The 22992-nt window shown below is 61.8% G+C and carries 16 protein-coding genes and 3 tRNA genes; 6 read left to right on the top strand and 13 right to left on the bottom strand.

What is annotated here, in order from left to right:
- The first annotated feature begins 93 nt into the window (after nucleotides 1-93).
- Together csdA and csdE are read left to right on the top strand one after the other, a co-directional pair.
- Nucleotides 94-1299, top strand: a complete 1206-nt coding sequence (gene csdA, locus ACJ8IN_RS05335) for a cysteine desulfurase CsdA (protein ID WP_308325995.1) — start codon at nucleotides 94-96, stop codon at nucleotides 1297-1299.
- A 19-nt stretch (nucleotides 1300-1318) separates the two neighbouring features.
- Nucleotides 1319-1753: a cysteine desulfurase sulfur acceptor subunit CsdE gene (gene csdE / locus ACJ8IN_RS05330; protein WP_033649797.1), complete on the top strand. Its 435-nt coding sequence runs from the start codon at nucleotides 1319-1321 to the stop codon at nucleotides 1751-1753.
- On the opposite strand, the gene tcdA is transcribed toward csdE, so the two are convergent.
- Both tcdA and mltA read right to left on the bottom strand, forming a co-directional pair.
- Nucleotides 1744-2550: a tRNA cyclic N6-threonylcarbamoyladenosine(37) synthase TcdA gene (gene tcdA / locus ACJ8IN_RS05325; RefSeq protein ID WP_004931886.1), complete on the bottom strand. Its 807-nt coding sequence runs from the start codon at nucleotides 2548-2550 to the stop codon at nucleotides 1744-1746. The genes csdE and tcdA overlap by 10 nt on opposite strands.
- An 84-nt stretch (nucleotides 2551-2634) precedes the next feature.
- Nucleotides 2635-3771, bottom strand: a complete 1137-nt coding sequence (gene mltA / locus ACJ8IN_RS05320; protein ID WP_033635751.1) for a murein transglycosylase A — start codon at nucleotides 3769-3771, stop codon at nucleotides 2635-2637.
- A gap of 216 nt (nucleotides 3772-3987) precedes the next feature.
- On the opposite strand from mltA, the gene ACJ8IN_RS05315 reads away from it, so the two are divergent.
- The 3 genes from ACJ8IN_RS05315 to ACJ8IN_RS05305 all read left to right on the top strand — a co-directional run bounded on the left by ACJ8IN_RS05315 (nucleotide 3988) and on the right by ACJ8IN_RS05305 (nucleotide 4340).
- Nucleotides 3988-4064: transfer RNA gene (locus ACJ8IN_RS05315), tRNA-Met, on the top strand.
- A gap of 58 nt (nucleotides 4065-4122) precedes the next feature.
- Nucleotides 4123-4199 (top strand) — tRNA-Met (locus ACJ8IN_RS05310).
- A gap of 64 nt (nucleotides 4200-4263) precedes the next feature.
- Nucleotides 4264-4340, top strand: a tRNA-Met gene (locus ACJ8IN_RS05305).
- 90 nt (nucleotides 4341-4430) lie between these two features.
- Here the strand turns inward: ACJ8IN_RS05305 and amiC are convergent.
- A complete protein-coding gene (gene amiC / locus ACJ8IN_RS05300; protein WP_033635752.1) occupies nucleotides 4431-5684 on the bottom strand; it encodes an N-acetylmuramoyl-L-alanine amidase AmiC in 1254 nt (417 codons plus the stop codon).
- Nucleotides 5685-5905: 221 nt separating this feature from the next.
- On the opposite strand from amiC, the gene argA reads away from it, so the two are divergent.
- Nucleotides 5906-7249 (top strand): amino-acid N-acetyltransferase, encoded by a 1344-nt coding sequence (argA, locus tag ACJ8IN_RS05295; protein WP_049232224.1) that lies wholly within the window; start codon nucleotides 5906-5908, stop codon nucleotides 7247-7249.
- A gap of 37 nt (nucleotides 7250-7286) precedes the next feature.
- On the opposite strand, the gene recD is transcribed toward argA, so the two are convergent.
- The 10 genes from recD to lgt form a co-directional block, all read right to left on the bottom strand.
- On the bottom strand, nucleotides 7287-9137 hold the full coding sequence (gene recD / locus ACJ8IN_RS05290; protein ID WP_308325996.1) for an exodeoxyribonuclease V subunit alpha: 1851 nt from the start codon (nucleotides 9135-9137) through the stop codon (nucleotides 7287-7289).
- Nucleotides 9134-12685: an exodeoxyribonuclease V subunit beta gene (gene recB, locus ACJ8IN_RS05285; protein ID WP_308325997.1), complete on the bottom strand. Its 3552-nt coding sequence runs from the start codon at nucleotides 12683-12685 to the stop codon at nucleotides 9134-9136. The genes recD and recB overlap by 4 nt, the downstream gene beginning before the upstream one ends.
- Complete coding sequence (gene ptrA, locus ACJ8IN_RS05280) at nucleotides 12682-15570, bottom strand: pitrilysin (RefSeq protein WP_308325998.1); 2889 nt, start codon at nucleotides 15568-15570, stop codon at nucleotides 12682-12684. Before ptrA ends, recB begins: the two co-directional genes overlap by 4 nt.
- A gap of 231 nt (nucleotides 15571-15801) precedes the next feature.
- Complete coding sequence (gene recC, locus ACJ8IN_RS05275) at nucleotides 15802-19173, bottom strand: exodeoxyribonuclease V subunit gamma (protein ID WP_308325999.1); 3372 nt, start codon at nucleotides 19171-19173, stop codon at nucleotides 15802-15804.
- Between the two features lie 32 nt (nucleotides 19174-19205).
- Nucleotides 19206-19562: a prepilin-type N-terminal cleavage/methylation domain-containing protein gene (locus ACJ8IN_RS05270; protein ID WP_033635757.1), complete on the bottom strand. Its 357-nt coding sequence runs from the start codon at nucleotides 19560-19562 to the stop codon at nucleotides 19206-19208.
- On the bottom strand, nucleotides 19552-19998 hold the full coding sequence (locus tag ACJ8IN_RS05265) for a YgdB family protein (RefSeq protein WP_033649503.1): 447 nt from the start codon (nucleotides 19996-19998) through the stop codon (nucleotides 19552-19554). The genes ACJ8IN_RS05270 and ACJ8IN_RS05265 overlap by 11 nt, the downstream gene beginning before the upstream one ends.
- The gene (locus tag ACJ8IN_RS05260) at nucleotides 19995-20573 is read right to left on the bottom strand and encodes a prepilin peptidase-dependent protein (RefSeq protein ID WP_308326000.1); all 579 of its coding nucleotides are present in this window, start codon (nucleotides 20571-20573) and stop codon (nucleotides 19995-19997) included. Before ACJ8IN_RS05260 ends, ACJ8IN_RS05265 begins: the two co-directional genes overlap by 4 nt.
- A complete protein-coding gene (locus tag ACJ8IN_RS05255) occupies nucleotides 20567-21070 on the bottom strand; it encodes a prepilin peptidase-dependent protein (protein WP_039567375.1) in 504 nt (167 codons plus the stop codon). Before ACJ8IN_RS05255 ends, ACJ8IN_RS05260 begins: the two co-directional genes overlap by 7 nt.
- A gap of 174 nt (nucleotides 21071-21244) precedes the next feature.
- On the bottom strand, nucleotides 21245-22039 hold the full coding sequence (gene thyA, locus ACJ8IN_RS05250) for a thymidylate synthase (protein ID WP_016929918.1): 795 nt from the start codon (nucleotides 22037-22039) through the stop codon (nucleotides 21245-21247).
- Nucleotides 22040-22046: 7 nt separating this feature from the next.
- Nucleotides 22047-22919 carry a prolipoprotein diacylglyceryl transferase gene (lgt, locus tag ACJ8IN_RS05245; RefSeq protein ID WP_033649501.1) on the bottom strand — a complete coding sequence of 291 codons (873 nt, stop codon included), beginning with the start codon at nucleotides 22917-22919 and terminating at the stop codon, nucleotides 22047-22049.
- Between the last annotated feature and the right edge of the window lie 73 nt (nucleotides 22920-22992).

The raw sequence follows: 22992 nt of genomic DNA, 5'->3' as shown, positions 1-22992 counted from the left end.
CCAGGCGATAAGTCCTAATAGGCAGGATCGCTTGTCTCCGGCGGCAAAATAGGACAGGATCCCCCATCGACTCAAGCCAGTGACAATCAGGGTATGACGCCTTTTAACCCCAGCCTTTTTCGCCAACAGTTTCCCGCGCTCGCGCAGGACGGCATCTATCTGGACAGCGCCGCCACCGCGTTAAAACCGCAGGCGGTGATCGACGCCACGCAGCAATTTTATCGCGATGACGCCGCCACCGTGCACCGCAGCCAGCATCGGGCGGCGCAGGATCTGACCGCCCGCTTCGAGCAGGCGCGCGGCCAGGTGGCGCAGCTGATCAATGCGCCGTCGGCCGACGACATCGTCTGGACGCGCGGCACCACCGAAGCGATCAACCTGGTGGCGCAGAGCTACCTGCGTCCGCGTCTGCAGCCGGGCGATGAAATTCTGGTGAGCGAAGCGGAACACCACGCCAACCTGATCCCCTGGCTGATGGTGGCGGAACAAACCGGCGCGCGGGTGGTGAAACTGCCGATCGGCGCCGATCGGTTGCCGGATTTGACGCAGCTGCCCACCCTGCTCAACGACAACACCCGCCTGTTGGCGCTGGGGCAAATGTCCAACGTCACCGGCGGCTGCCCGGATCTGGCGCCAGCGATCGCGATGGCGCATGCCGCCGGCGCACGCGTGATGATCGACGGCGCACAGGGCGTGGTTCACGGCCCGGCCGACGTACGGCTGCTCGACATCGACTTCTACGCCTTTTCCGGCCACAAGCTGTATGGCCCGACCGGCATCGGCGCGCTGTACGGCAAAGCCGAGCTGCTGGCGCAGATGGCACCCTGGCAAGGCGGCGGCAAGATGCTGACCCAGGCATCGTTCGACGGCTTTGCCCCGCAAAAGCCGCCGCATCGCTTCGAAGCCGGCACGCCAAATATCGCCGGCGTGCTGGGGTTGGCCGCGGCGCTCACCTGGCTCAGCGAGCAGGACATGGCGGCGGCGGAGCGCTACAGCCGCGAGCTGGCGGACCAGGCGGAACAGCGGTTGGCGCAGCTGCCGGGCTTTCGCAGCTTCCGCAGCTCCGGCTCCAGCCTGCTGGCGTTCGACATCACCGGCGTGCACCACAGCGACATCGTCACCCTGCTGGCGGAGCAAGGCATTGCGCTGCGCGCCGGCCAACACTGCGCGCAGCCGCTGATGGCGGCGTTGGGCGTCAGCGGCACGCTGCGCGCGTCGTTCGCCCCCTACAATACGCAACAGGACGTCGATACGCTGGTCAGCGCGTTGACTCACGCCCTCGATCTGCTGGCCGACTGACTTGATTCCCGGAGACGCTATGCTCGCCCCCCATCCTTTTGGCCGAGAGGTCACCGCCGAGGCGTTGATCGCCACCTTCAGCACGCTGAAACAGTGGGAAGATCGCTACCGCCAGCTGATTATGCTCGCGAAACGGCTGCCGCCGCTGCCGGAGGCCTTGCGTAGTGAAGAAATGGCGTTGAGCGGCTGTGAAAACCGCGTCTGGTTGGGGCACCAGTTGCTGGAAGACGGCACGCTGCACTTCTATGGCGACAGCGAAGGCCGCATCGTGCGCGGCCTGCTGGCGGTGCTGCTGACCGAAGTGGAAGGGAAAACGCCGCAGCAGATCGCCGCATTGGATCCGCTGGCACTGTTCGACCGGTTAGCGCTGCGCGCCCAGCTGAGCGCCACCCGCGCCGGCGGCCTGGCGGCGTTGGCCGCCGCCGTCAAGGCGATCGCCGCCCGTTACGCCTGACGCGCCGCCTTCGCCACCATCTTTTTCAGCGCGTGCGACACGGCGACGAAGCCGAAAGTAGCGGTGACCATGGTCGCCGCGCCGAACCCCGCGCTGCAATCCATTCTTTTCGGCCCTTCCGCCGTGCTGCGTGAAGCGCACACCGAACCGTCCGGCTGCGGGTAAACCAACGGCTCGCTGGAGAAGACGCAGTCGATGCCCAGCTTGCCCTTGCCGTTTTTCACCACGTTGAAATCGTGCTTCAGCCGCTCGCGCAGCTTGGCGGCCAGCGGATCCTGGATGGTTTTCGCCAGATCGGCCACTTCGATTTTGGTCGGGTCAATCTGCCCGCCGGCGCCGCCGGTGGTCACCACCGGGATCTTGAAGCGGCGGCAGTATGACAGCAACGCCGCCTTCGGCCGCACGCTGTCGATCGCGTCGATGACGTAGCTGAAGTTATGGTCCAGCAGCTCGGCAACGTTGTCCGGGGTGATGAAATCGTCGATGCAGGTCACCCGGCATTCCGGGTTAATCGCCAGGATACGCTCCGCCATCACCTCGGTTTTCGATTGCCCGACGTGTTGGCGCAGCGCGTGGATCTGGCGGTTGGTATTGGTGACGCAAACATCATCCATGTCGATCAGGGTGATAGCGCCGATGCCGGTGCGCGCCAGCGCCTCAGCCGCCCAGGAACCCACGCCGCCGATGCCGATCACGCAGACGTGCGCCTGCGCGAACACCGCCAGCGCCTGCTGGCCGTACAACCGCGCCGTGCCGCCGAAACGCTGCAGATAGGCTTCCGAATAAGCTGTGCTCATAACGCTTTAATTACCTTCGTAATGCAAATGATAAGGGCCGGAAAATCCGGCCCTTGCGGGTCACTCTTTTCACGCCGTATGCGTTTACCGGGTGGCCAGCAACGAACCGCCGCCGTTTGACTGATTGGCGCTGAACAGCTGACCGCCGCCGTTGTTCTTCAGCACCCAGACGCGGCCGTAGTGGTTGTAGTACCCCGCCGAGTGGCCGGCTTCCGGTCCGATGCCCTGATACATGTCAAAATGCTGGCCCTTGATGGCGCCGCCCACGTCGAGCGCGACCATCAGGCGCATCTCGTATTTTCCCGTGAATTTACCCTTGTTGTCCAGCAGCGGCACTTCGGCCAGCAGCGTGGTGCCCGCCGGGATCAGCGAACGGTCGGAAGCCACCGAGGCTTTGGCGATCAGCGGCACCGCGCTGGCACCTCTCACCGGCGCAAAAGCTTCCGGGCGGAAGAACACGAACGATGGGTTTTGCTCCAGCAGCTCACGCACCTCTGCGGCGCTGTGGGTATCCGCCCACTGACGGATCGCCTGCATCGACATGTCCGCCTTGGCCACTTCACCGCGATCGATCAGCACCTTGCCGATGCTGCGATAGGCGTGGCCGTTCTTGCCGCCGTAGCCGAAGAACACCAGCGGCTGGCCGTTGCCGTAGTCGACATAGCCGCTGCCCTGGACTTCCATCATGAAGTTGTCCATCAGCGAGTTGGTGTAAGCGATGATATAGCGATCGTCGAGCGCGCCGGAATAGATGCCCGCGCGATCCGGCAAGCGGCCCCTGCCCTTCGGCGGCATGCGGTACAGCGGATAGCGGAACTCGCCCTGTTGGGTATAGCGCGCCTGCACCACCGGCGTGTAGTAGCCGGTAAACTGCACGTTGCCGTAATTGTCGACGCCTTCCATCTGGTAAGCGCTGAGGCCGTACTGGCTCAGCATGCGCGTGTCGGCGCCGGACGCCATCCAATTTTGTACCGCCTGATAGGTGCCGTTGTTGCGGTTAAACAGCGAAGGCGACGCGTACTTGATCTCCATCAGCTGATCCGAATAATCCTTGGCGTTGACCGGCGAACCTTTGGCGTTGGGCTGATTGACCAGCTCCAGCGACTGATCCAGACGGCCGTCTTTATATTGCTGACCCCGATCGGTCGGCTTGGACGAACAGCCCGCCAACACCGCCACCATCAACCCGCCCAGCAGGTATTTGCCCCAACGTCCTTTCATCGCGCACACTCTCAAACTGATATGATCTACCGGCTGAACGATAACAAACGCTCATTGATAAAGGAATCGCTGCAAATAAAAAAAGCCGCACGGAGGATGGTGATGAAAAAGAAGGCAAATTGCGGGCAAATTCAGCAGAAAAACGGGTTTAGGCCAATAAAATGCAAAAAGGGTTTGCAACAAAACGCATGGAGAGTATAGTGCGCATCCATCGGACGCGGGGTGGAGCAGCCTGGTAGCTCGTCGGGCTCATAACCCGAAGGTCGTCGGTTCAAATCCGGCCCCCGCAACCAACCGATGCCGCAGCGGCGGTATTTTGCGTTTGGCTTCGATAACAAAGTATTACACGGACGCGGGGTGGAGCAGCCTGGTAGCTCGTCGGGCTCATAACCCGAAGGTCGTCGGTTCAAATCCGGCCCCCGCAACCAACCGAATGTCGTACCAGCGGCATAACATGCACGGTGGTTCGTAGTAATACAGCACCAAGACGGACGCGGGGTGGAGCAGCCTGGTAGCTCGTCGGGCTCATAACCCGAAGGTCGTCGGTTCAAATCCGGCCCCCGCAACCAACTCTTGATGACAACAGACAAGCACCCTGACGGGTGTTTTTTTGTATCTGCAATCCGCGAAACTAGCCGGACTCGCGCCCGGCCCTGCCTCTATCGGCTCGCCAGCGCGCCGCCGTTGGCGAAATAAGCCTTGATGCCCGCCAGAATCGACTCCGCCACCTGCTGCTGGAAATGGCTGGTGCGCAGCTTGCGCTCCTCTTCGATATTGCTGATAAACGCCGTCTCCACCAGGATCGACGGGATATCCGGCGCCTTTAACACCGCAAAACCGGCCTGATCGACGCGATTCTTGTGCAGCCGGTTGATTTTCCCCATCCGATTCAACACTTCCTTGCCGAACTTCAGGCTGTCGTTGATGGTCGCGGTCTGGATCAGATCGAACATGGTGTGGTCGAGATAACGGTCGCCGCTCTTGCTGACGCCGCCGATTTGGTCCGAGGCGTTCTGCGTCTGCGCCAGGAACTTGGCCGCCGAGCTGGTGGCGCCCTTGGTGGACAACGCGAACACCGATGAACCGCGCGCGGCGCGGCTGGTGAAGGCGTCGGCGTGAATCGAAACGAACAGATCCGCGCGCTGCTTGCGCGCCTTGGCGACGCGCACCTTGAGCGGGATAAACACGTCTTCGTTGCGCGTCATGAACACTTTCATGTTCGGCTCGCGCTTGATCATGGCGCTCAGCTTGCGGGCAATCTGCAACACAATGTCTTTCTCGCGCGTCTTGTACTTGCCGATAGCGCCGGGATCTTCGCCGCCGTGGCCGGGATCCAGCATGATGACGATCGGCCGATCGCGCCCCGCCTTGCCGGCCTGCGGCGCTTCCGGCGGCAGCGTGCGCTCCAGATCGCCCTTGTTGTAATCTTCCAGTAACGCCAGCAGCGGATCATACTCCTCGCCGCCGCTGCTGCCCTTGGTCGGATAGAGATCCATCACCAGACGGTTGCGATACTCCGGCACCGGCGCCAGTGTGAAAATATGCGGGCTGACGCTCTGCTTGAGCTCCAGCACCAGCCGCACGGTATTCTGATCGAACTGGCCGACGCGCGCCTGCTTGAGATACGGATCGTCGGCGCGCACCTGCCCGGCGATGCCTTTCAGCACGCTGTTGAGGTGGACGCCTTCGATATCCACCACCACGCGATCGGGATTGGTCAGGGCAAACTGCTTGTATTTCAGCTCGACGTTGGATTCCAGCGTGACGCGGGTATAGGTGGAGGATGGCCAGACGCGCACGGCGATCACGTGCGATGACGCGGCGAAGCCCGTGCGACTCACACTCAGCAACCAGCTGGCGGCAACGCCCTGTAATAAACGACGGCGGCCCAGATTGTGATTAGAGTTTGGCATGCGGCTCCGGCAGCAATAGCTGTTTACAACAGATGAAAAAAACATCAATAAAATGGGGATGCCGAAAACTTTAACCAATCATTCCAGCCCTGTCATCAGAAAATCTTTTTATGGTTTTTCAATTTATTAACGATTTAGCGCCCTTAGCCCACTCTTCATGATGATTTCTCGCTTGCCATCGGCGCCATAAAAGAATAAAAATACAAAAATACCGTATAAATATGCAAAAGAGGTTTGTCGTGAAGGAACGTAGTACAGAGCTGGTGCAAGGATTCCGTCACTCAGTCCCCTATATCAACGCCCACCGCGGCAAAACGTTTGTCATCATGCTCGGCGGGGAAGCCATCGAACACGAGAATTTCTCCAACATCGTCAACGATATCGGGCTGCTGCATAGTCTGGGCATTCGCCTGGTGGTGGTTTACGGCGCGCGGCCGCAGATCGACGCTAACCTGGCGCAGCATAACTTTGAGCCGATCTACCACAAGCACACGCGCGTGACCGACGCCCATACGCTGGAGTTGGTCAAGCAAGCCGCCGGTTTGTTGCAGCTCGACATCACCGCCCGGCTGTCGATGAGCCTCAACAATACGCCGCTGCAGGGCGCGCATATCAACGTGGTCAGCGGCAACTTCATCATCGCGCAACCGCTGGGCATCGATGACGGTATCGACTACTGTCACAGCGGCCGCATTCGCCGCATCGATGAAGACGCGATCCACCGCCAGCTCGACAGCAACGCCATCGTGCTGATCGGCCCGGTCGCGGTTTCCGTTACCGGCGAGAGCTTCAACCTGACCTCGGAAGAAGTGGCCACCCAGCTGGCAATCAAGCTGAAAGCGGAAAAAATGATCGGCTTCTGCTCCTCGCAGGGCGTAACCGATGCGGAAGGCAACATCCTTTCCGAGCTGTTCCCCAACGACGCGCAAAAGCGCCTTGAAGAGCTGGAAGAAGGCGGCGATTACCATTCCGGCACCGTGCGCTTCCTGCGCGGCGCGGTGAAAGGCTGCCGCAGCGGCGTGCGCCGCAGCCACCTGATCAGCTATCAAGAGGACGGCGCGCTGGTGCAGGAGCTGTTCTCGCGCGACGGCATCGGCACCCAAATCGTGATGGAGAGCGCCGAACAGGTGCGCCGGGCGACGATCAACGACATCGGCGGCATCCTGGAACTGATTCGGCCTCTCGAGCAGCAGGGTATTCTGGTGCGCCGTTCGCGTGAACAGCTGGAGATGGAAATCGACAAGTTCACCATTATCGAACGCGACAACCTGACCATCGCCTGCGCGGCGCTGTACCCGTTCTTGGAGGAAAAAATCGGTGAGATGGCCTGTGTCGCGGTGCATCCCGATTACCGCAGCTCATCACGCGGCGAGATGCTGCTGCAGCGGGTGGAAAATCAGGCCCGGCAGATGGGATTGAAGAAGCTGTTCGTGCTGACCACCCGCAGCATCCACTGGTTCCAGGAGCGTGGCTTTACCCCGGCGGAGGTCGACGTGCTGCCGATGCAGAAACAGGCGTTGTACAACTACCAGCGCCGCTCCAAAATTCTGCTGGCGGATCTGTAATCCCTGCGGGCGCGGCCGTTGCCGCGCCCCTCAGCGCTTATTCCGCCGCCTGCAGCCGTTCAGCCAATCCGCTGCGGCGCTGGGTCGGCGTGCGAATGGCCCGCAGCAGCACCGCCTCCGCAGCGTACAGCGAAAGCAGCTTACGCGCGCGAGTGATCGCGGTATAGACCAGCTCACGCGTCAACACCGGCAGGAAGTGATTCGGCAACACCAGCACCGTATGGTCAAACTCCGATCCCTGAGATTTGTGCACCGTCATCGCATAAGCGGTTTCATGCGCCGGCAAACGGCTTGGCTGTACCGACTTGATGCTGCCGTCGGGCAGTTGGAAATGCACGCGCAGATCGCCGTGCTCATCCGGCAGCGTAATGCCGATATCCCCATTGAACAGCCCCAGCGCGCTGTCGTTGCGGCCGATCATCACCGGCCGCCCCCGGTACCAGCGGCCAAGCACGCCCGGCTTGCGGTCAATTAAACCGGCACGCTGCAGCCCGAGCTCAATGCGCTCGTTCAGGCCGGTAACGCCGAACGGCCCTTCACGCAGCGCGCACAGCACCTGGAAACGGCCAAAGGCCGCCAGCACCGTCGCCGCGTCCGCCCCTTCTGCGGTCAGCCGCAAATAGTCGCGGTAGCCCGCCACGCAGGCATCCAACAGCGCCTGATACTCTTCGCTCGTCGCCAGCGCATAGCCCGCAACATCACCGAAACTGCCGTTTAATGCCGCCAGCGCGCGATCCCCCGCTCCGGCGTTGACCGCCAACGCCAGCTGACCGATGCCGGAACGGGCGTCGAAGCGATAGCTCTTGCGCAGCAGGCACAGGCTGTCGCGCACCGCCGCTTCCGCGTCGGCCTGCTGCCCCGTGAGCGAACAACCGGTCAGGCGGCTCAGCTCAGCGGCGCGCGCATCGCTGTATCCCTGCTCGGCAAAACGGCAAATATCGCCCAGCACCGCGCCGGCCTCCACCGAAGCCAGCTGATCGCGGTCGCCGAGGAAAATCACCCGCGCCCGATCGGGCAGCGCGGCAATCAGTCGCGCCATCATCGGCAGATCGACCATCGAGGCCTCATCCACCACCAGCACATCCAAATGCAGCCGGTTGCCACGGTGATAACGCATGCGCTGACTGTTCGGTTGCGCCCCCAACAGACGGTGCAACGTCGCCGCCTCCGTCGGGAACAGCGCCTGCTGCGCCGGGGTCAACGCCAGCTGGCGGCTGGCGCTGCCAAGCGACTCCGTCAGGCGCGCCGCCGCCTTGCCGGTCGGCGCCGCCAGCTGAATGCGCAAGCGCGCGCTTTCATCCAGCTGCACCAGCGCCGCCAACAGTTTGGCGACGGTGGTGGTTTTACCGGTGCCCGGCCCGCCGGAAATGACCGCAATGCGCCGCGTGGCGGCCACCGCGGCGGCGATTTTCTGCCAGTCGGGCTCGTCGCTCGCGGCGCCGAACAAGCGGTCGAGAATGGTGCGCAGCTCAGCCTCCGGCACCGCCAGCGATTCGCCTTCACCGCCGATAAACGCCGCCACTTCGCCTTCGTTTTGCCACATGCGCTGCAGATACAGGCGCGGCCCGCGCAGCACCAGCGGCGTAGCGCCGCTGCCGTCCCCAACCGCCGCGCTGGCCGCCAAACGCTGCTGCCAACGCACGCTATCCGGTCGCCCGGCCGCCTCCCACACCGCCAGCGCCAACGCCGGCTGGCGTCCTTCAAACAGCGTGTCCGCCTGCAGCTGTTCCAGCATCAGGCAGACGTGACCGGCTCCCGCCTCTGCGCTCAGGCAGGCGGCGGCCAGCAAAATATCGGGCTCGTCTTCGTTCGCCACCACGCGGGCGAACTGCACGTCCAGCGGGCGCAGCACGCCAAGCGCCACCGCCTGCTCCAGCAGTGCGATCATGATCCTTCCTCCGTCGCCGCAGCTTCGCCGCTGAACAAGCGATCCATCCCCTCCACCAGCTCAAGCTCGGGGAGACAGGTGAAAATGCCGTTGCCCGGGTGCGCCGCATCCACGCCGCGCAGGAACAGATATATCACCCCGCCAAAATGGCGCCGGTAATCGTAATCCGGCAACCGATGACGCAGATAACGATGCAGCGCCAGCGTATACAGCTGGTATTGCAGATCGTAACGATGCTCCGCCATCGCCTGCTCCATCGCCGGCCGGGTATAGGCGCTACTGTCTTCCCCCAGCCAGTTGGACTTGTAGTCCAGCAGGTAGTATTTGCCCTGCCAGCAGAACACCAGGTCGATAAAGCCTTTCAGCATGCCCTGCACCTGATGAAAATCTAGCGCCGGGCAGCGGGCGGAAAGCGGATCGTAACGCTTCACCAGGGCATCGAGCGCCTTCGCCTGCAACAACCGGTTAATCGGCAAATAGAACTGCAGCTCGGCCTGCTTGTGCTGCGGCGTCAGCGCCGACAACGTCACGCCGCTGTCGTCGAGCGGCGTATTGAGCAACACCTGCATCCACGCCAGCAGAATCGGCTGCCAGTGCTCAGCGAAGCCTTGCTGTTGCAGCTGTTCCTGCAGCCACTGTTCGTCCAGCGGCTGGGTGAAGTCCAGTGTTTCAAACAGGCTGTGCAGGAAGGTGCCGGGCGTTGCGCCGCGCGGGAAGGTATGCGGTGTGAGCGCTGGCTCACTCTCCTCACCCCGCTCGCCCGCGGCGTCGACATCCAGACGCGGCAGCAGATCCTGCATCAGGCTCGAACCGTGCTGTTGCAAACCGGTATAGCTGGTCACCCGCCAAAAATCCTGGATCCGTCGGGTAAAGTTTTTCGCCGCCAGCGTAGCGGCCAGCGATGCCTGGGGCTGCCAGGGCGCCTCGTCCGGCGGTTCCACCAGCGACAGCGCGATGCCGCCGCCCGCCAATTGCTGCAGGCGCTCCTGCAGATACGCGGCGTCGCCGGCCTGCCCGCCCTGCACCAGATAACCCAATGCGCTGCGGTGCAGATCGGTATCGCCCTGTTTCTTGCGCGTGCCCTGGAACAGCGGCGCGATGCCGATGCTGCAGTGGTACACCGAGCGGGTCAGCGCCACGTACAACAGGCGCAGGTCTTCTGCCAACCGCTCTTCCTCCGCCCAGGTCTGGCTCTCTTCATTGGCGTCGAGATCCAGCAACGCCTGGAAACTGTGGCGATCGTGATACAGCGCCTGCTGCTGCTGGCGGAAATTGCCGACGAACGGCAGCCACACCAGATCGAACTCCAGCCCCTTTGATTTATGAATCGTGATCACCTGCACCAGATGCCGGTCGCTCTCCAGCCGCAGTTGCTGATTATCGGACTGGCGATTAGGCTGGGCGATCTGCTGTGCCAGCCAGCGCACCAGCGCATGTTCGCTGTCGAGTTGCGCCGCCGCCTCTTGCAACAACTCCCCCAGATGCAGCACGTCGGTCAAACGACGCTCGCCACCGGCGCTGGCCAGCAGGTTCTCCGCCAGCTGGCGCGCTTTCATCACCTCGCTCAGCATCGGCAACACGCCGCGGCGCAGCCAGAGCGTGCGGTAATCATCGAATTCGTTAACCAGCTCGTCCCAGGCACGCTCATCACGGCTCAGGCCGTCCAGCGTCGGCGCGTCCAGCCCCATCAGCCCGGTGGCCATGGCGCTGCGCAGCGTGCGCTCCTGCTCCGGCGCCAACACCGCCTGCAGCAACCACAGCAGGTCTTTGGCCTCCGGGGTGTCGAACACGCTGTCGCGGTTGGACAGGTAGACCGACGGAATGGACAGCGCGCTCAGCGCATCGCGCACCAGCGCCGCCTCATTGCGGCTGCGCACCAGCACCGTGATATCGGAGGCTTGCACCGGCCGTGGCTCCTTGCCGCCCTGCAGCCACGCCTGGCCCTGCTGCCCGGCGCTGAGCCAGTCGCGAATTTGCGTGGCGCACAGGCGCGCCATCAGCTGTTGGTAATCACTTACACCGGCGCCTTCCCCCTGCTGCAGCCAGAACTGCATCGCCGGTTGCGGCTTGCCGTGCAGGTCAAACGCCAGCCCTTGGTTCTTTTCCGCCGCGCTGACCTCGATAAAGGGGATTTGGCCGAACAGGAAAGGCTTTTCTACCTGAGAAAACAGGTGATTAACGCTGGCGACCATCGACGGCGACGAGCGCCAGTTGGTCTCCAGCGTATAGTGGGCGCTCACCTCTGAGCGCGCCCGCATGTAGGTAAAGATATCGGCACCGCGGAAGGCGTAAATCGCCTGCTTGGGATCGCCTATCAACAGCAGGCCGCAATCGGGCCGGCCGACGTAAAGCTTTTGGAAAATGCGATATTGCTGCGGATCGGTATCCTGAAATTCATCGATCATCGCCACCGGGTAACGCTGGCGGATCGCCTGCGCCAGCTGTTCGCCGCCGCCGCTTTGCAAGGCGCCGTCCAAACGGCTAAGCAGGTCGTCAAACCCCAGCTCGGCGCGCTGGCGCTTTTCTTGTTGAATGGAAGTGCGGATCTCGCTGAGCGCGCGCGCCATGATCAGGTCGCGCAGCGTCAAGGGTTCATCGAACAGCTCGTCGATCGCCGTGAACAGCGCATGCCGCGGCGGCTCGCCTTTCTTGGTCTTCTCCAGCAGCACCGACTGGCGAAATTTATCCAGTTCCTTCGGCAACTGGTAGTCCTGGGTCTCCTGCCCGCTCCATTCGCCGACCTTGTTCAGCCAGTTCGGCAGGTGTTTACTGCTGTAGCTGCGTTTATCGACGCCGGACTGGGCGATCAACGCCTCCAGCTCGCCCGCCACCGCACGCCATTGCGCCTTGATGGCATCGATGCGCGCGACGATCTGCTCGTGGCGCATCAGAACGGTTTCTTCCTCTTTCGGCGGCCGGCGCAGCGCCGGCGCCTCACCGTGCAGATAGCCGGAGAGATCGGCCAGCAACGCTTCCGGGCCGCTCCACTCCTGGCTGACCGCACGCGCCACGCCCAGCGGCAACGGATAGCAGTGGCGACGCCAGAAATCGGCACAGGCCTGCCGCCGCAGCGGCAACTCGTCCTGCACCAGCGTTTGTTCAAACAGCATGCCGGATTCGAAGGCGTTGTGCGTCAGCATTCGTTGGCAAAAGCCGTGAATGGTGTAGATCGCCGCTTCGTCCATTTGCCGCTCCGCCGCCAGCAACTGCGAGGCGGCGTCGGTCAAATCGTCAATTTCAGCCATCAGCGCCGAAAACAGCGGGTTGGCGCTGACGCCCCGCACGCAGGCGATGCGCAGCCCGTGGATATTGTCGCGGATACGCCCGCGCAGCTCCTCGGTGGCGGCCTCGGTAAAGGTCACCACCAGGATTTCTTCGACCGTCAGCGGCCGGGGAAACGCCGCTTCACCGCCCAGCCCCAGCAGCAAACGCAGGTACAGCGCGCCGATGGTAAAGGTTTTGCCTGTGCCCGCCGACGCCTCGATCAGGCGTTCGCCGAACAGCGGCAGCGTCAGCGGCTCCAGCCTCTGCGGGGCAGTTTCCGTCATGGCGTCGCCACTTTGCGCGGCAGGATCTGCTGCAATGCAGACGCGTTCGGATAGGTGACCCAGCCCTTAGGCGCCGCGTAATCCGCCTTGTCTTGCCCGCTGCCGCTCACCTGCGACAACACAGCCAGCCCCTGTGGCTGGATCACCGCCTGGTGGAAATAATCCGCCAGTTTGGCCGGCGTCAGCTGTTGCACCTGCGCAATCAGCTTCTGACGGGTATCGAAGGCGAAATTGCCGCGATCGAAATCGTTGGCGAACCGGCTGGCCTCTTCGCTCAGGGTTTGCGGCCGCTGCTTCAGCTCATTGATGAGCGCCTGTTTGTACTGTTCAAAGTCCGCTTCGCTCATGTCGCGCAAGCGTTTCTCGGTTTTCGGATAGAAATCCTGATAGCGCTGGTACAGGTAGGCCGGCTGTTTGCTGTTGCTCTGCAACAGGAAGCCCACGCCCCATTGGCGCCCCACCGACATTGGGAAGGCGAAGACCGCATATCCCAATTGCTCCTGAGTGCGCAGCTGGCTATAGAACCACGGCTGAATAATCTGCCCCAGCAATGAGCTGTAGGCCATGCCGGCCACTTCGTCGTAGCCGGTCGGCACATAGACCGCCGCCAGCGCCGAATCGGTGCTGCTGCCCACCTGTTGCAGATTGGCCAGATGATTTTTGTCCACCACCACGTCTTCGCCGTGCCACCATTCGATGCCGGTACAGCCCAGGCGATGTTTCAGCGTCGACGCCAGCGTGTCGACCTGCTGCTTGCTCATATTGCCCACCACCAGCAACTCCGGCGTAGCCTCGGCCAGCAGGCTGTCGCGATAGGCCAGCACGTCTTTCAGCGTCAGCGTCTTCAGCACTTCGCGGCGTTCGCTGCGTTCGGAATACGGCACGCGGGAAACCATCTGCACCGGCTGAATGGCCAATTCAAACGCCTTGCCCTTCTCGGCGGCGTCCAACTGCTCCAGATACCAGGACTTGGCCTGCGCCAGCTGATCTTCCGTCGGCGTGAAGCTGGAATAGCCTTCGATCAGCGCCGTCAGCAACTGCGGCAGGCGCTGGGTAAAGCCGTTGGCGTTAAACATCAGGCCGTTGTTCGGCGAGGTCGAGAAGCTCAGCCCGCCAACCGATGCCTGATAGCTCAGCTGATCCAGCGCGAGGCCGGCCAGATAATCCGTCAGTGAGAACAGCACCTGGTTGCGCGCGGAATCCATGGTCTTGGCGTTGCGGAAAGCGACGGTGACGTCGGCCTTCGGCTCATCGGCGAAGTAACGGCTCGGCATGTACAGCACGCGCAGGCCGGGGTTATCCACCACCATTTCCGGCTTTTTGAACTCGTGCGACGGCTTGGTCAGGGTAAAGTCATCCGGGATGTACGGATTGAGCGTCGGTAACGACAGGGAAATCCCACTCCCTAACTGCTGCCACTGCGTAAAGCGCTGCGGCGTGATTTTGTCGACCTGGTAAGGCGCGTTGACGAAATAGGCCGTCTTGTTGTGCGGCTCATCCGGACTGACGAACCAGATGCGGGCGTTTTGCGGCGTCATGCCGTCCAGGCGTTCGGCGATCGCCTTCGGATCATAGCGATCGGCCAGGTAAGGCGCGTCCAGCGCATGTTCAACCGGCACGCGCAGCATGGTGTCCACCAGCCATTCGATGTAGTCCATGTCGCGCGTGATCGACGGATAACGGAAATCCAGATTCAGAACATGCGAGATTTCGTCGAAGTAACTTTGCTTGATGCCTTCGCTGCGCAGCATTTTCAGGTAGTTGAAAATGGCGGCGACGACCTCGTCGCGCTTGGCCAGGCCTTTGTCGGTCAGTGAAACGCTGATGGCGAAGACCCCGCCGTTGCGATCCACCATCGGATCGGCGCCGGCATTGATGGCGTCCGCCAGCCCCTGCTTCTGCAACCAGTCAGACAGGGTGTTCTTGCTGCGGTTGCCGATCAGGTAGCTGATGTAGGTATCGGTTTTGCTGCGAAACGCGGCGCTGTTGTTATCGATGCGAAACTCGACCTTCAGCTGTTTGCACGGCTGTGCCGGCACATAATGAATGATGATGCCCTGTTGTTCCGGCGTCACCGCCGGCACGGTGATCGGCGGCACGCTGGCGTCGTGATTCGGCACGCGGCCAAAGGTTTTCGCCGCAATATCAGCCAGCTGAGGCAGCGGCTGATTGCCGTACAAAACGCCCATCATCAAATTGGCAGAATAGTAGCGCTTATAGAAGCCGGTCAGCTCATCGTGCAGCTTGCTGTCCGGCTTGTCTTTCAGCGTATCGAGATTGCCGCCGGAGAAGCGCGCGCTCGGGTGCGCCGGGTTAAGGGTTTCCGCGCCCACCTGCGCCATACGCATACCGTCGCGCGAACGCGCCATCGTCAACTCGGCGTTAACCGCGTTGCGCTCACGGTCGGCATTGCCCGGATCCAGCAGCGGCTCGGCAATGGCGTCGGCCATGCGATCGACCGCCGGCTCCAGCGCGTCATTTTCCACTTCCAGATAGAAGGCGGTGCGATAAGAAGCCGTGCTGGCGTTGTGGCTGCCGCCATGCTTTTTCAGGAACTCGGACAGGTTTTCCGGCTCTGGATAGCGCTTGGAGCCCATCAGCACCATATGTTCCAGATAGTGCGCCAAACCCAGTTGGCTGTTCGGATCTTCAAGCGAGCCGACCGGCAATGCCAGCGCCGCCAGCGATTTCGGCGCCTGGGCATCTGACACCAGCAACACCGTCATGCCGTTAGTCAATTTGATCGCCTCATACTGACGCGGATCGTGTTCGCTTTTGTTGATCTTCTCCGCCAGCGGTTGCCATCCTTGCGCGGCCCAACTCAACGGCGCCCAACACATAGCCAATAATACCAGCCCGGTGATACGGGCCAACTGTCTGCGCATATCCAAAATAAACCCCTATTCTGACGTCGCTGCGCCCACTCCCTGACGGTGGCGACGTTCATCAAAACCACATAACCAAATCTGTACTCACCGGATTCTTCGCCAATATGGCGACCCGAACTCGGCGGGTATATTCCTGTACGTTATGTAAGACCGGGAATTACCCCAATGGTTGAATATAACCTTCGTTATTTTTACCACCTACCGCCGCACAGCACCACCGGGTGATTGTTACCCCAGGTTATGCCGCGCCACCGGCAGCAGATAACGCTCTGTTTCGGCCAGTATTTGCGCTAAGTATTCATTATCCAATTGGCGAAACACTCGCTGCACGTAGGGATCTTCCCCTTCTCCGGGAATGCGCTGATCGCCCTGCCAGGCCTGCAGCAATTTGGCGCGCGCCTTGATTTGCGCGTCTTCCTCCCAGTCGATTTGCTGCGTTTCCGGCAGATAGCACTGACTCAGCCACGCCCAGCCGCTCTTGTTCAGCAACAGCAGCGGCTGACTCAGACCGCGCTGATAGCCCGTCAGCAGTTCCGCCAGCTGCGCCTGTGCCTCTTCAGGCGCCAGCGCGGCAAAGCGCCAGGCGGAGTTCTTGCGGCCATACATGCGGCTCTCGCCGGTGCCGCCGGCGCAGCAGTACACCAGGTGCTCCAGCCACAGCAATATGCCATCCACCGCCGACAGCGTCGCGGGCCGCCAGCGCAACAGGCCGTCATCCTGCACCTGATGCAGCCAGCCGCTGAGGCGCACGCCGGCGATATCGATATCCAGCTCCAGGCTATGGCTCTCTGCGCGTTCCGCACGCACCTGCTCGGCCAGTTCGCTCATCTCTTCCTGCTGCTTTTGCCAATAAATTTCGCCGAAGGCGCCATAGGGCAAGCCGCCGGCGGCGCGCACCCGCTGGAACAGCCGTTCGGGATCGTCACCGTCGATCAGCGTATTCAACAGTTGGCTGTTGAACTGGTAGCGGCTGAGGTTATCCAGCGTGAAGGGTTCTTCGTCGGGCAGCTCGGTCTCTTCCAGGATAAAACTGACGCCCAGCCGCAGTTGGAAAAACGCGCGAATCGGATGGCGGTAAAACCGCAGCAGTTCATCCAGCGATATTTGCTGCAGCGCTTCGGCGGGCAGCGGCTGGTTGAACGCCGGATGCGCCGCACCGCGCCCATCGGCGGCAGGCAGCCACTCGGCGGCATAGCTTTGATCCTCCGAGCCAGGCAAGAAGTTCTCGGCGGCGAACGGCATGCGCGCGTGCCACTTCAGCAAGTGCTCACCAACCCGCCGGGCGCTGTCGTCTGCGCTAAGCTCTTCATCTCCCGGCAGGCAATAGCTTTGTTCCAGGTACTCCAGCAGCTCGGTGACCAGTACCGAAGGGTAACGCGGGCTGTTGTCCTGAATGGAACGGCCGATGAAACTGATATACAGCCGCTGCTGAGCGGACAAAATCGCTTCCAGGAACAGATAACGGTCGTCATCGCGCCGGCTGCGGTCGCCGCGTTTGACCTGCTGCGCCATCAGATCGAAACCCAGCGGCGGCAGCGTGCGCGGATACACGCCGTCATTCATGCCCAGCAGGCACACCACCTTGAACGGAATGGAACGCATCGGCATCAGCGTACAGAAGTTGATTTTCCCGGCGAGGAAGCGCTGGCTGATGCGCTCCTGATCGAGACGCGCCGCCAGATCGTCCCGCAGAATGGTCAACGGCACCTCATCGGGATAGCGTGCCGCCAGGCCAAAATTAATGGCCTGCTGCCACTGCTGTTCGATCAGCGCCAGCACCACCTCGGTGTCGCTGTCCGCAGCGAAGAAAGCATCCAGCAGTTGCCGGCAGAGCGGCAGCCACGCCTCGAGCGGGCGCGCTTCGCTCAAGATTTGCCGCCAGTGGCTGAGCTGCGCCAGCAGGTCTGCCAGCTGCCCCGCCAGTTCGGCGACCAATCCGCTCGATTCGTCGTAAGGCAAAATGCCCTGCCAATCGCCGGCATTGCTGTCCATCGCGTAGCCAAGCAACATGCGCGTGATGCCAAAGCGCCAGGTATGTTGGCCGGTAGCGGGCAGATCCAGTTCGCGCACGTTATCGTCGTCCAGGCCCCAGCGCACGCCGGATTCACCGACCCAATGGCGCAGCAGGCGCAGCCCCTCTTCGCCAATGGCGAAACGGGCGGCCAGGGCCGGCACCTCAAGCAGCGCCAGCACCTGTTCCGAGGTAAAACGGCTTTGCGGCAGATCGAGCAGTGAAATGAACGCCTGCAACGCAGGATGCGCCTGGCGCGCTTTACGGTCGGAAATGGCGAACGGCAGGTAGCGCTCGGCAGGGGCATTGCCGAACACCGCCTGAATGTAAGGCGTGTAGCTGTCGATATCCGCCACCATCACGATGATGTCGCGCGGCGTCAACGACGGATCCTGCGCCAGCATGGTCAGCAGTTGATCGTGCAGCACCTCCACTTCCCGCTGCGGGCTGTGGCAGGCATGCAGGCTGAGGGATCGGTCGTTCTCATCTAGCGGACGTTTGCTGAAGCTGCTTTCCAGCGTTTCCGCGGTAATACCGATCACCGTATGGTCTTCCAGCTCCAGCATGTCGCGCTGAACGGCGTGCAGCATGGTATCGGCCGGGATATCGACAAAGGCGTCAACCTCTTGCGCCCCTTCCATCTGCGACAGCAGATAGAGGTGATCGCGCCCCAGCTTGCCCCAAGAGGCCAGCAGCGGGTTGCTGAGCTGCTGCTGGCCTTCGGCGTCAAACAGGCGCGCCGCGTCATCCGGCTGGCGGAACAGCCCGTGCTCGCGTGCCTGATGGTAGTGACGGCGCTTGCGGCTCTGCAAGCGGGCCAGGAAAGCGTAATCCTGAATATCGCCCCAATAGTAGCGACAGGGGTTGGTGAACATCAGGTGGATATCGATATGCCGCCCCAGCGCCTGCAGCGCCTCCAGATAGACCGGCGGCAACGCCGAGATACCGCAGATAAACACCCGCGGCGGCAAACCGGGCGGGCAGGTTTTTGCCTGCTCCAGCGCGTGGATAAATCGGCTGTACAGATTGGCGCGGTGCCATTCCGGCTGCCCCAGCTCGCACGTGTACTCCACCAGCCGCGCCCAGAGCGGCGCCTGCCATTGCTGAGCCTCCGCCAGGCCGTCGATGCGCTCACCGCGCTGCCAGCTCTCCAGCCACTGCGGGCGATAAACCAAATACTGGTCGAACAGGTCGGCGACCCGACCGGCCAACTGGTGAATCTTGCGCTTGTCACCGTCATCGGTCAGATAGTGCTGCAGTGGCGCAAACGCCGGCTGAGTCAGCATCTCCGGCAGCAACCACATCAGCTTCCAGGTCATGGCGTCCTTGCTGAAGGCGCTCTCTTTCGGGATATCCGGCAACACCCGGGTGAACATGTCCCAAATAAAGGTCGCCGGCAGCGGAAACGCAATATTGGCGGCGATGCCGAACTGTTCCGCCAACTGCATCTGCAGCCATTGCGCCATACCGGGGCTCTGCACCAGCACCACTTCCGGTTGAAAAGGATCGGCCAACGGATCTCTGGCTATCAGCGCGCTGGTCAGCGTTTTCAACAAATCCAGCTGATTGGAATGATAAACCGTGAACATCAAGGCTCCTTTAAAACAAAAGACATACCGGCTTAAAAGCGGGTGCAATACCAGCGGCTCAGCGTCGCCCACTGCCGCTGCGGGGTTTGGACTCTAACCGTCAATCGGCGGCAATCATTCTCCGCATCGTCAAGCGCCGTCTCGCGTCGCCAACCTTCCGGCGGCGATTCGGCCTCGAGCCGCCCGGTGACGGCGAACGCTTCTAACTGCTGATGCGCCAGCGCCCAGGCTTGCCGGTAGTGCCACTGGCGCTGAAACGACTGCAACAGCACCTGATGATACTGTAACAAGCCAAGCAGCGACACCGAGAACAGCAAGGCCGCCACCAACACTTCCGGCAGGCTGAAGCCGTTGCGGGATAGCCGCCCTGCCCGAGCGTTAGCCGTCACAGTCGGTCAGCCTTTTCTCTGGGCAAAAATCCAGCCGACCGCCCGGCTGAGCTTGCACCTTGCCAGCGGTCTCTGCGCCGTTAAAGGTGCCCCACTGATACAGCCAAAGCGGTTCACCTCCGCGCATCTCACCAAGGCCGCGTATCGTCACAACGCCCGCTCTGGCAGACAGCCGGGCGCAGGCCGTCAGTTCCGCGCGCTGCCTGCATAACCAGGCCGCCGCACTCAGCTCGGCGCGTGGCCAGCGCTGGCTCATGCCCCAACTCAGCGCCGAAGCGGCCTGATTATAAGCCTGAAGGTAACGCTGCTGATCGGCGGCCAGTAACAGCGCGTTATCCAACTGCCGATGCTGAGCGTTAAGCAACATCAGCCCCAGCGCCAACAGCAACATCACCGCCGCCAGAGTGCTACCGCCCCGCTGGGTTCGCCAATTCATGGCAGCGCCGCCATTTCGACGCTCGCACTCAGGCTGCGCCTGATACGCGTATCGCTGGCGGAGCGCCCCGCCAGCGTCAGGTGAGCCAAGGTCGCGCCGTGATCGCCCCGCTCGATCGCCACATGAAACCGCTCAATGCGCACTTCGTCATGATCGAGCAACCGCTCCCAGCCACCGCCATCGCATTGGCTCACGCCGCGCTGCCCTTCCAAGCCGCCATTGCGCAGCCGGTAACCGAAATAGCCCGCATCCTCGCCCGAAGCGAGCCATTGCCCGCTGCGAGCGATGTCGTAGGCAACGATAACGCAACTGCCCGCCGCTTCTCCCGATGCCTGACCGATCAGCAACGGACGGCCGGCGCACTGCCCGGCGCAAAAACCGGCGCGGCGCAGATCTTTCTCAATGCCGAACGCCAGTTGCCGCAGCGTTGACTCCAGCCGAAAGTGCTGGCTGACGACCACGCTTTGCTGGCGCAACAACGGATAGGTTTTCGCCGCGCCGAGCGCGATCACGCTGCCGAAGACCAACGCCAACATCACCTCCGGCAAGGTAAAACCGCGTTCTAAAGTCAACATAGCGCAATGCCCCTGACCCGCTGCCCTTCGCTGCACAAACGCAGCCGCCCACGGGCGGACAGCACCAGCCGCAGGCTGCCTGCGTCGTTGCTGAGAAGGATGTGCCCCGCCTGCGCAGTATTGCGCAAACCGTAAAACCCAATCTCTTTGCCGGTGTAGCCGCTCAAAGCGACGTCGCGATAAGACGGCGAGAAAACGGCGCCTTCGGCGGAAGCGCAATCCGTCGGCGGCACGCCACCGCCCAGACACCAGGGCGTGCCGTTCTTGAACCACAGCAGCGTCGCGCGGTTACGCCAGTTGGCGTCCGCCTGCAATCGCAGCAAAAACGCCAGCAGCTGCTGAGCCGTGTGTTCCAGCCGCAGCGCTTGCTGATGATAACGCCATTGCCCGACGCCCCAGCCGGTGAGCATGCCGGCGATCAATATCGCCGCCAACAGCTCAATCAGCGTCATGCCACGCTGGCGATCATCGATATTCGAGAGAGTATTGTCTTTCATGCCGCCAGTGTAAGGATCGCCACAACGCGGTAAAGCCGCATGCATAATCGCTGCGGCAAGCTGCGCAATGTTTTATTTACGACGGCAGAGGACGACAAAAAAATGCGGCGCGGTGCGCAATGCGGATAAAAAAAGGGGTGCAATCTCTGCCCCCCTGGTGTGATGCGGTTAAGGTTAGATCGCGACCGGCGCCTTGATGGCCGGGTGCGGATCGTAACCTTCGATCTCGAAGTCTTCGAAACGGTAATCGAACAGCGAAGCCGGCTTGCGTTTGATCACCAGTTTCGGCAACGGACGCGGTTCACGCGTCAGCTGCAGCTGAGTCTGTTCCATGTGGTTGCTGTACAGGTGGGTATCGCCGCCGGTCCAGACGAAATCGCCCACTTCCAGATCGCACTGCTGCGCCATCATATGCACCAGCAGCGCGTAGCTGGCGATGTTGAACGGCAGGCCGAGGAACACGTCGCAGGAACGCTGGTACAGCTGGCAAGAGAGCTTGCCGTCCGCGACGTAGAACTGGAAGAACGCGTGGCACGGCGCCAACGCCATCTGATCCAGCTCGCCGACGTTCCAGGCGGAAACGATGATGCGGCGCGAATCCGGATCCTGCTTCAGCTGTTGGAGCACGTTACTCAGCTGATCGATCTGACGGCCGTCCGCCGCGCCCCAGGCGCGCCACTGTTTGCCGTACACCGGGCCGAGATCGCCGTTTTCATCGGCCCACTCGTCCCAAATGGTGACCTTGTTGTCACGCAGGTAGGCGATGTTGGTATCGCCGTTCAGGAACCACAACAGCTCATGAATGATCGAACGAAGATGACATTTCTTGGTGGTCACCAACGGGAAACCTTCCTGCAAGTTGAAACGCATCTGATGGCCGAAAATCGACAGCGTGCCAGTGCCGGTACGGTCGGCTTTAGGGGTGCCCTCGGCGAGCACCTTGTTCATCAAATCCAGATACTGTTTCATTTGTCCCTCACGACATTTGTTGCTGCGGGCGACGACGGTACGCCCAAATCATCATAATAATACCGGCCACCACCATCGGGATGGACAGGATCTGCCCCATGCTGATCACGCCGTCGAACAGGCCGAGCTGGGCATCCGGCTGGCGGAACGCTTCAACGATGATGCGGAATGCGCCATAACCGATCAGGAACAGGCCCGAGACGGCGCCCATCGGCCGCGGCTTGCGAATAAACAGGTTCAGAATGATAAACAGCACCACGCCTTCCAGCAGCAGTTCATACAGCTGCGACGGGTGGCGCGGCAGTACGCCGTACTGATTCAATAACGGCAGCAAGGAAGGATCGGCGGCGGCGAGGGCCACGTCTTCGCTGCGCGAACTTGGGAACAGCATCGCCCAAGGGGTATCGGTGGTCACGCGGCCCCACAGTTCACCGTTGATGAAGTTGCCGAGGCGGCCGGCGCCCAGGCCGAATGGGATCAATGGCGCGATAAAATCGGAAACCTGGAAGAAGGTGCGTTTGGTGCGGCGAGCGAACCAGAACATCACCAGAATCACCCCCATCAAGCCGCCGTGGAACGACATGCCGCCATCCCAGACCTTGAACAGATAGAGCGGGTTATCCAGGAACAGCGGCAGGTTATAGAACAACACATAGCCTACGCGGCCGCCGACGAATACGCCCAGGAAACCGGCGTAGAGCAGGTTTTCAACTTCGTCTTTGGTCCAGCCGCTGCCCGGCTTGTTGGCACGGCGCACCGCCAGCCACATGGCAAAAACGAAGCCGACCAGGTACATCAGGCCGTACCAATGCAGAGAAACCGGGCCAATGGAGAAAATGACCGGATCAAATTTAGGAAACGCCAGATAGCTATTGCTCATCTATCACCACAACATGTCTGTTATTTTTCCCCATGCGGGGGCGGCAGGTGCCAAGCGGCGGCGGAGATTGTCC

Source organism: Serratia sp. CY31944, from assembly GCF_052169175.1.
Classification (GTDB): domain Bacteria; phylum Pseudomonadota; class Gammaproteobacteria; order Enterobacterales; family Enterobacteriaceae; genus Serratia; species Serratia sarumanii.
The sequence above is the reverse complement of the archived record's forward strand: the minus strand, read 5'-3'. Positions and strand labels throughout refer to the sequence as shown.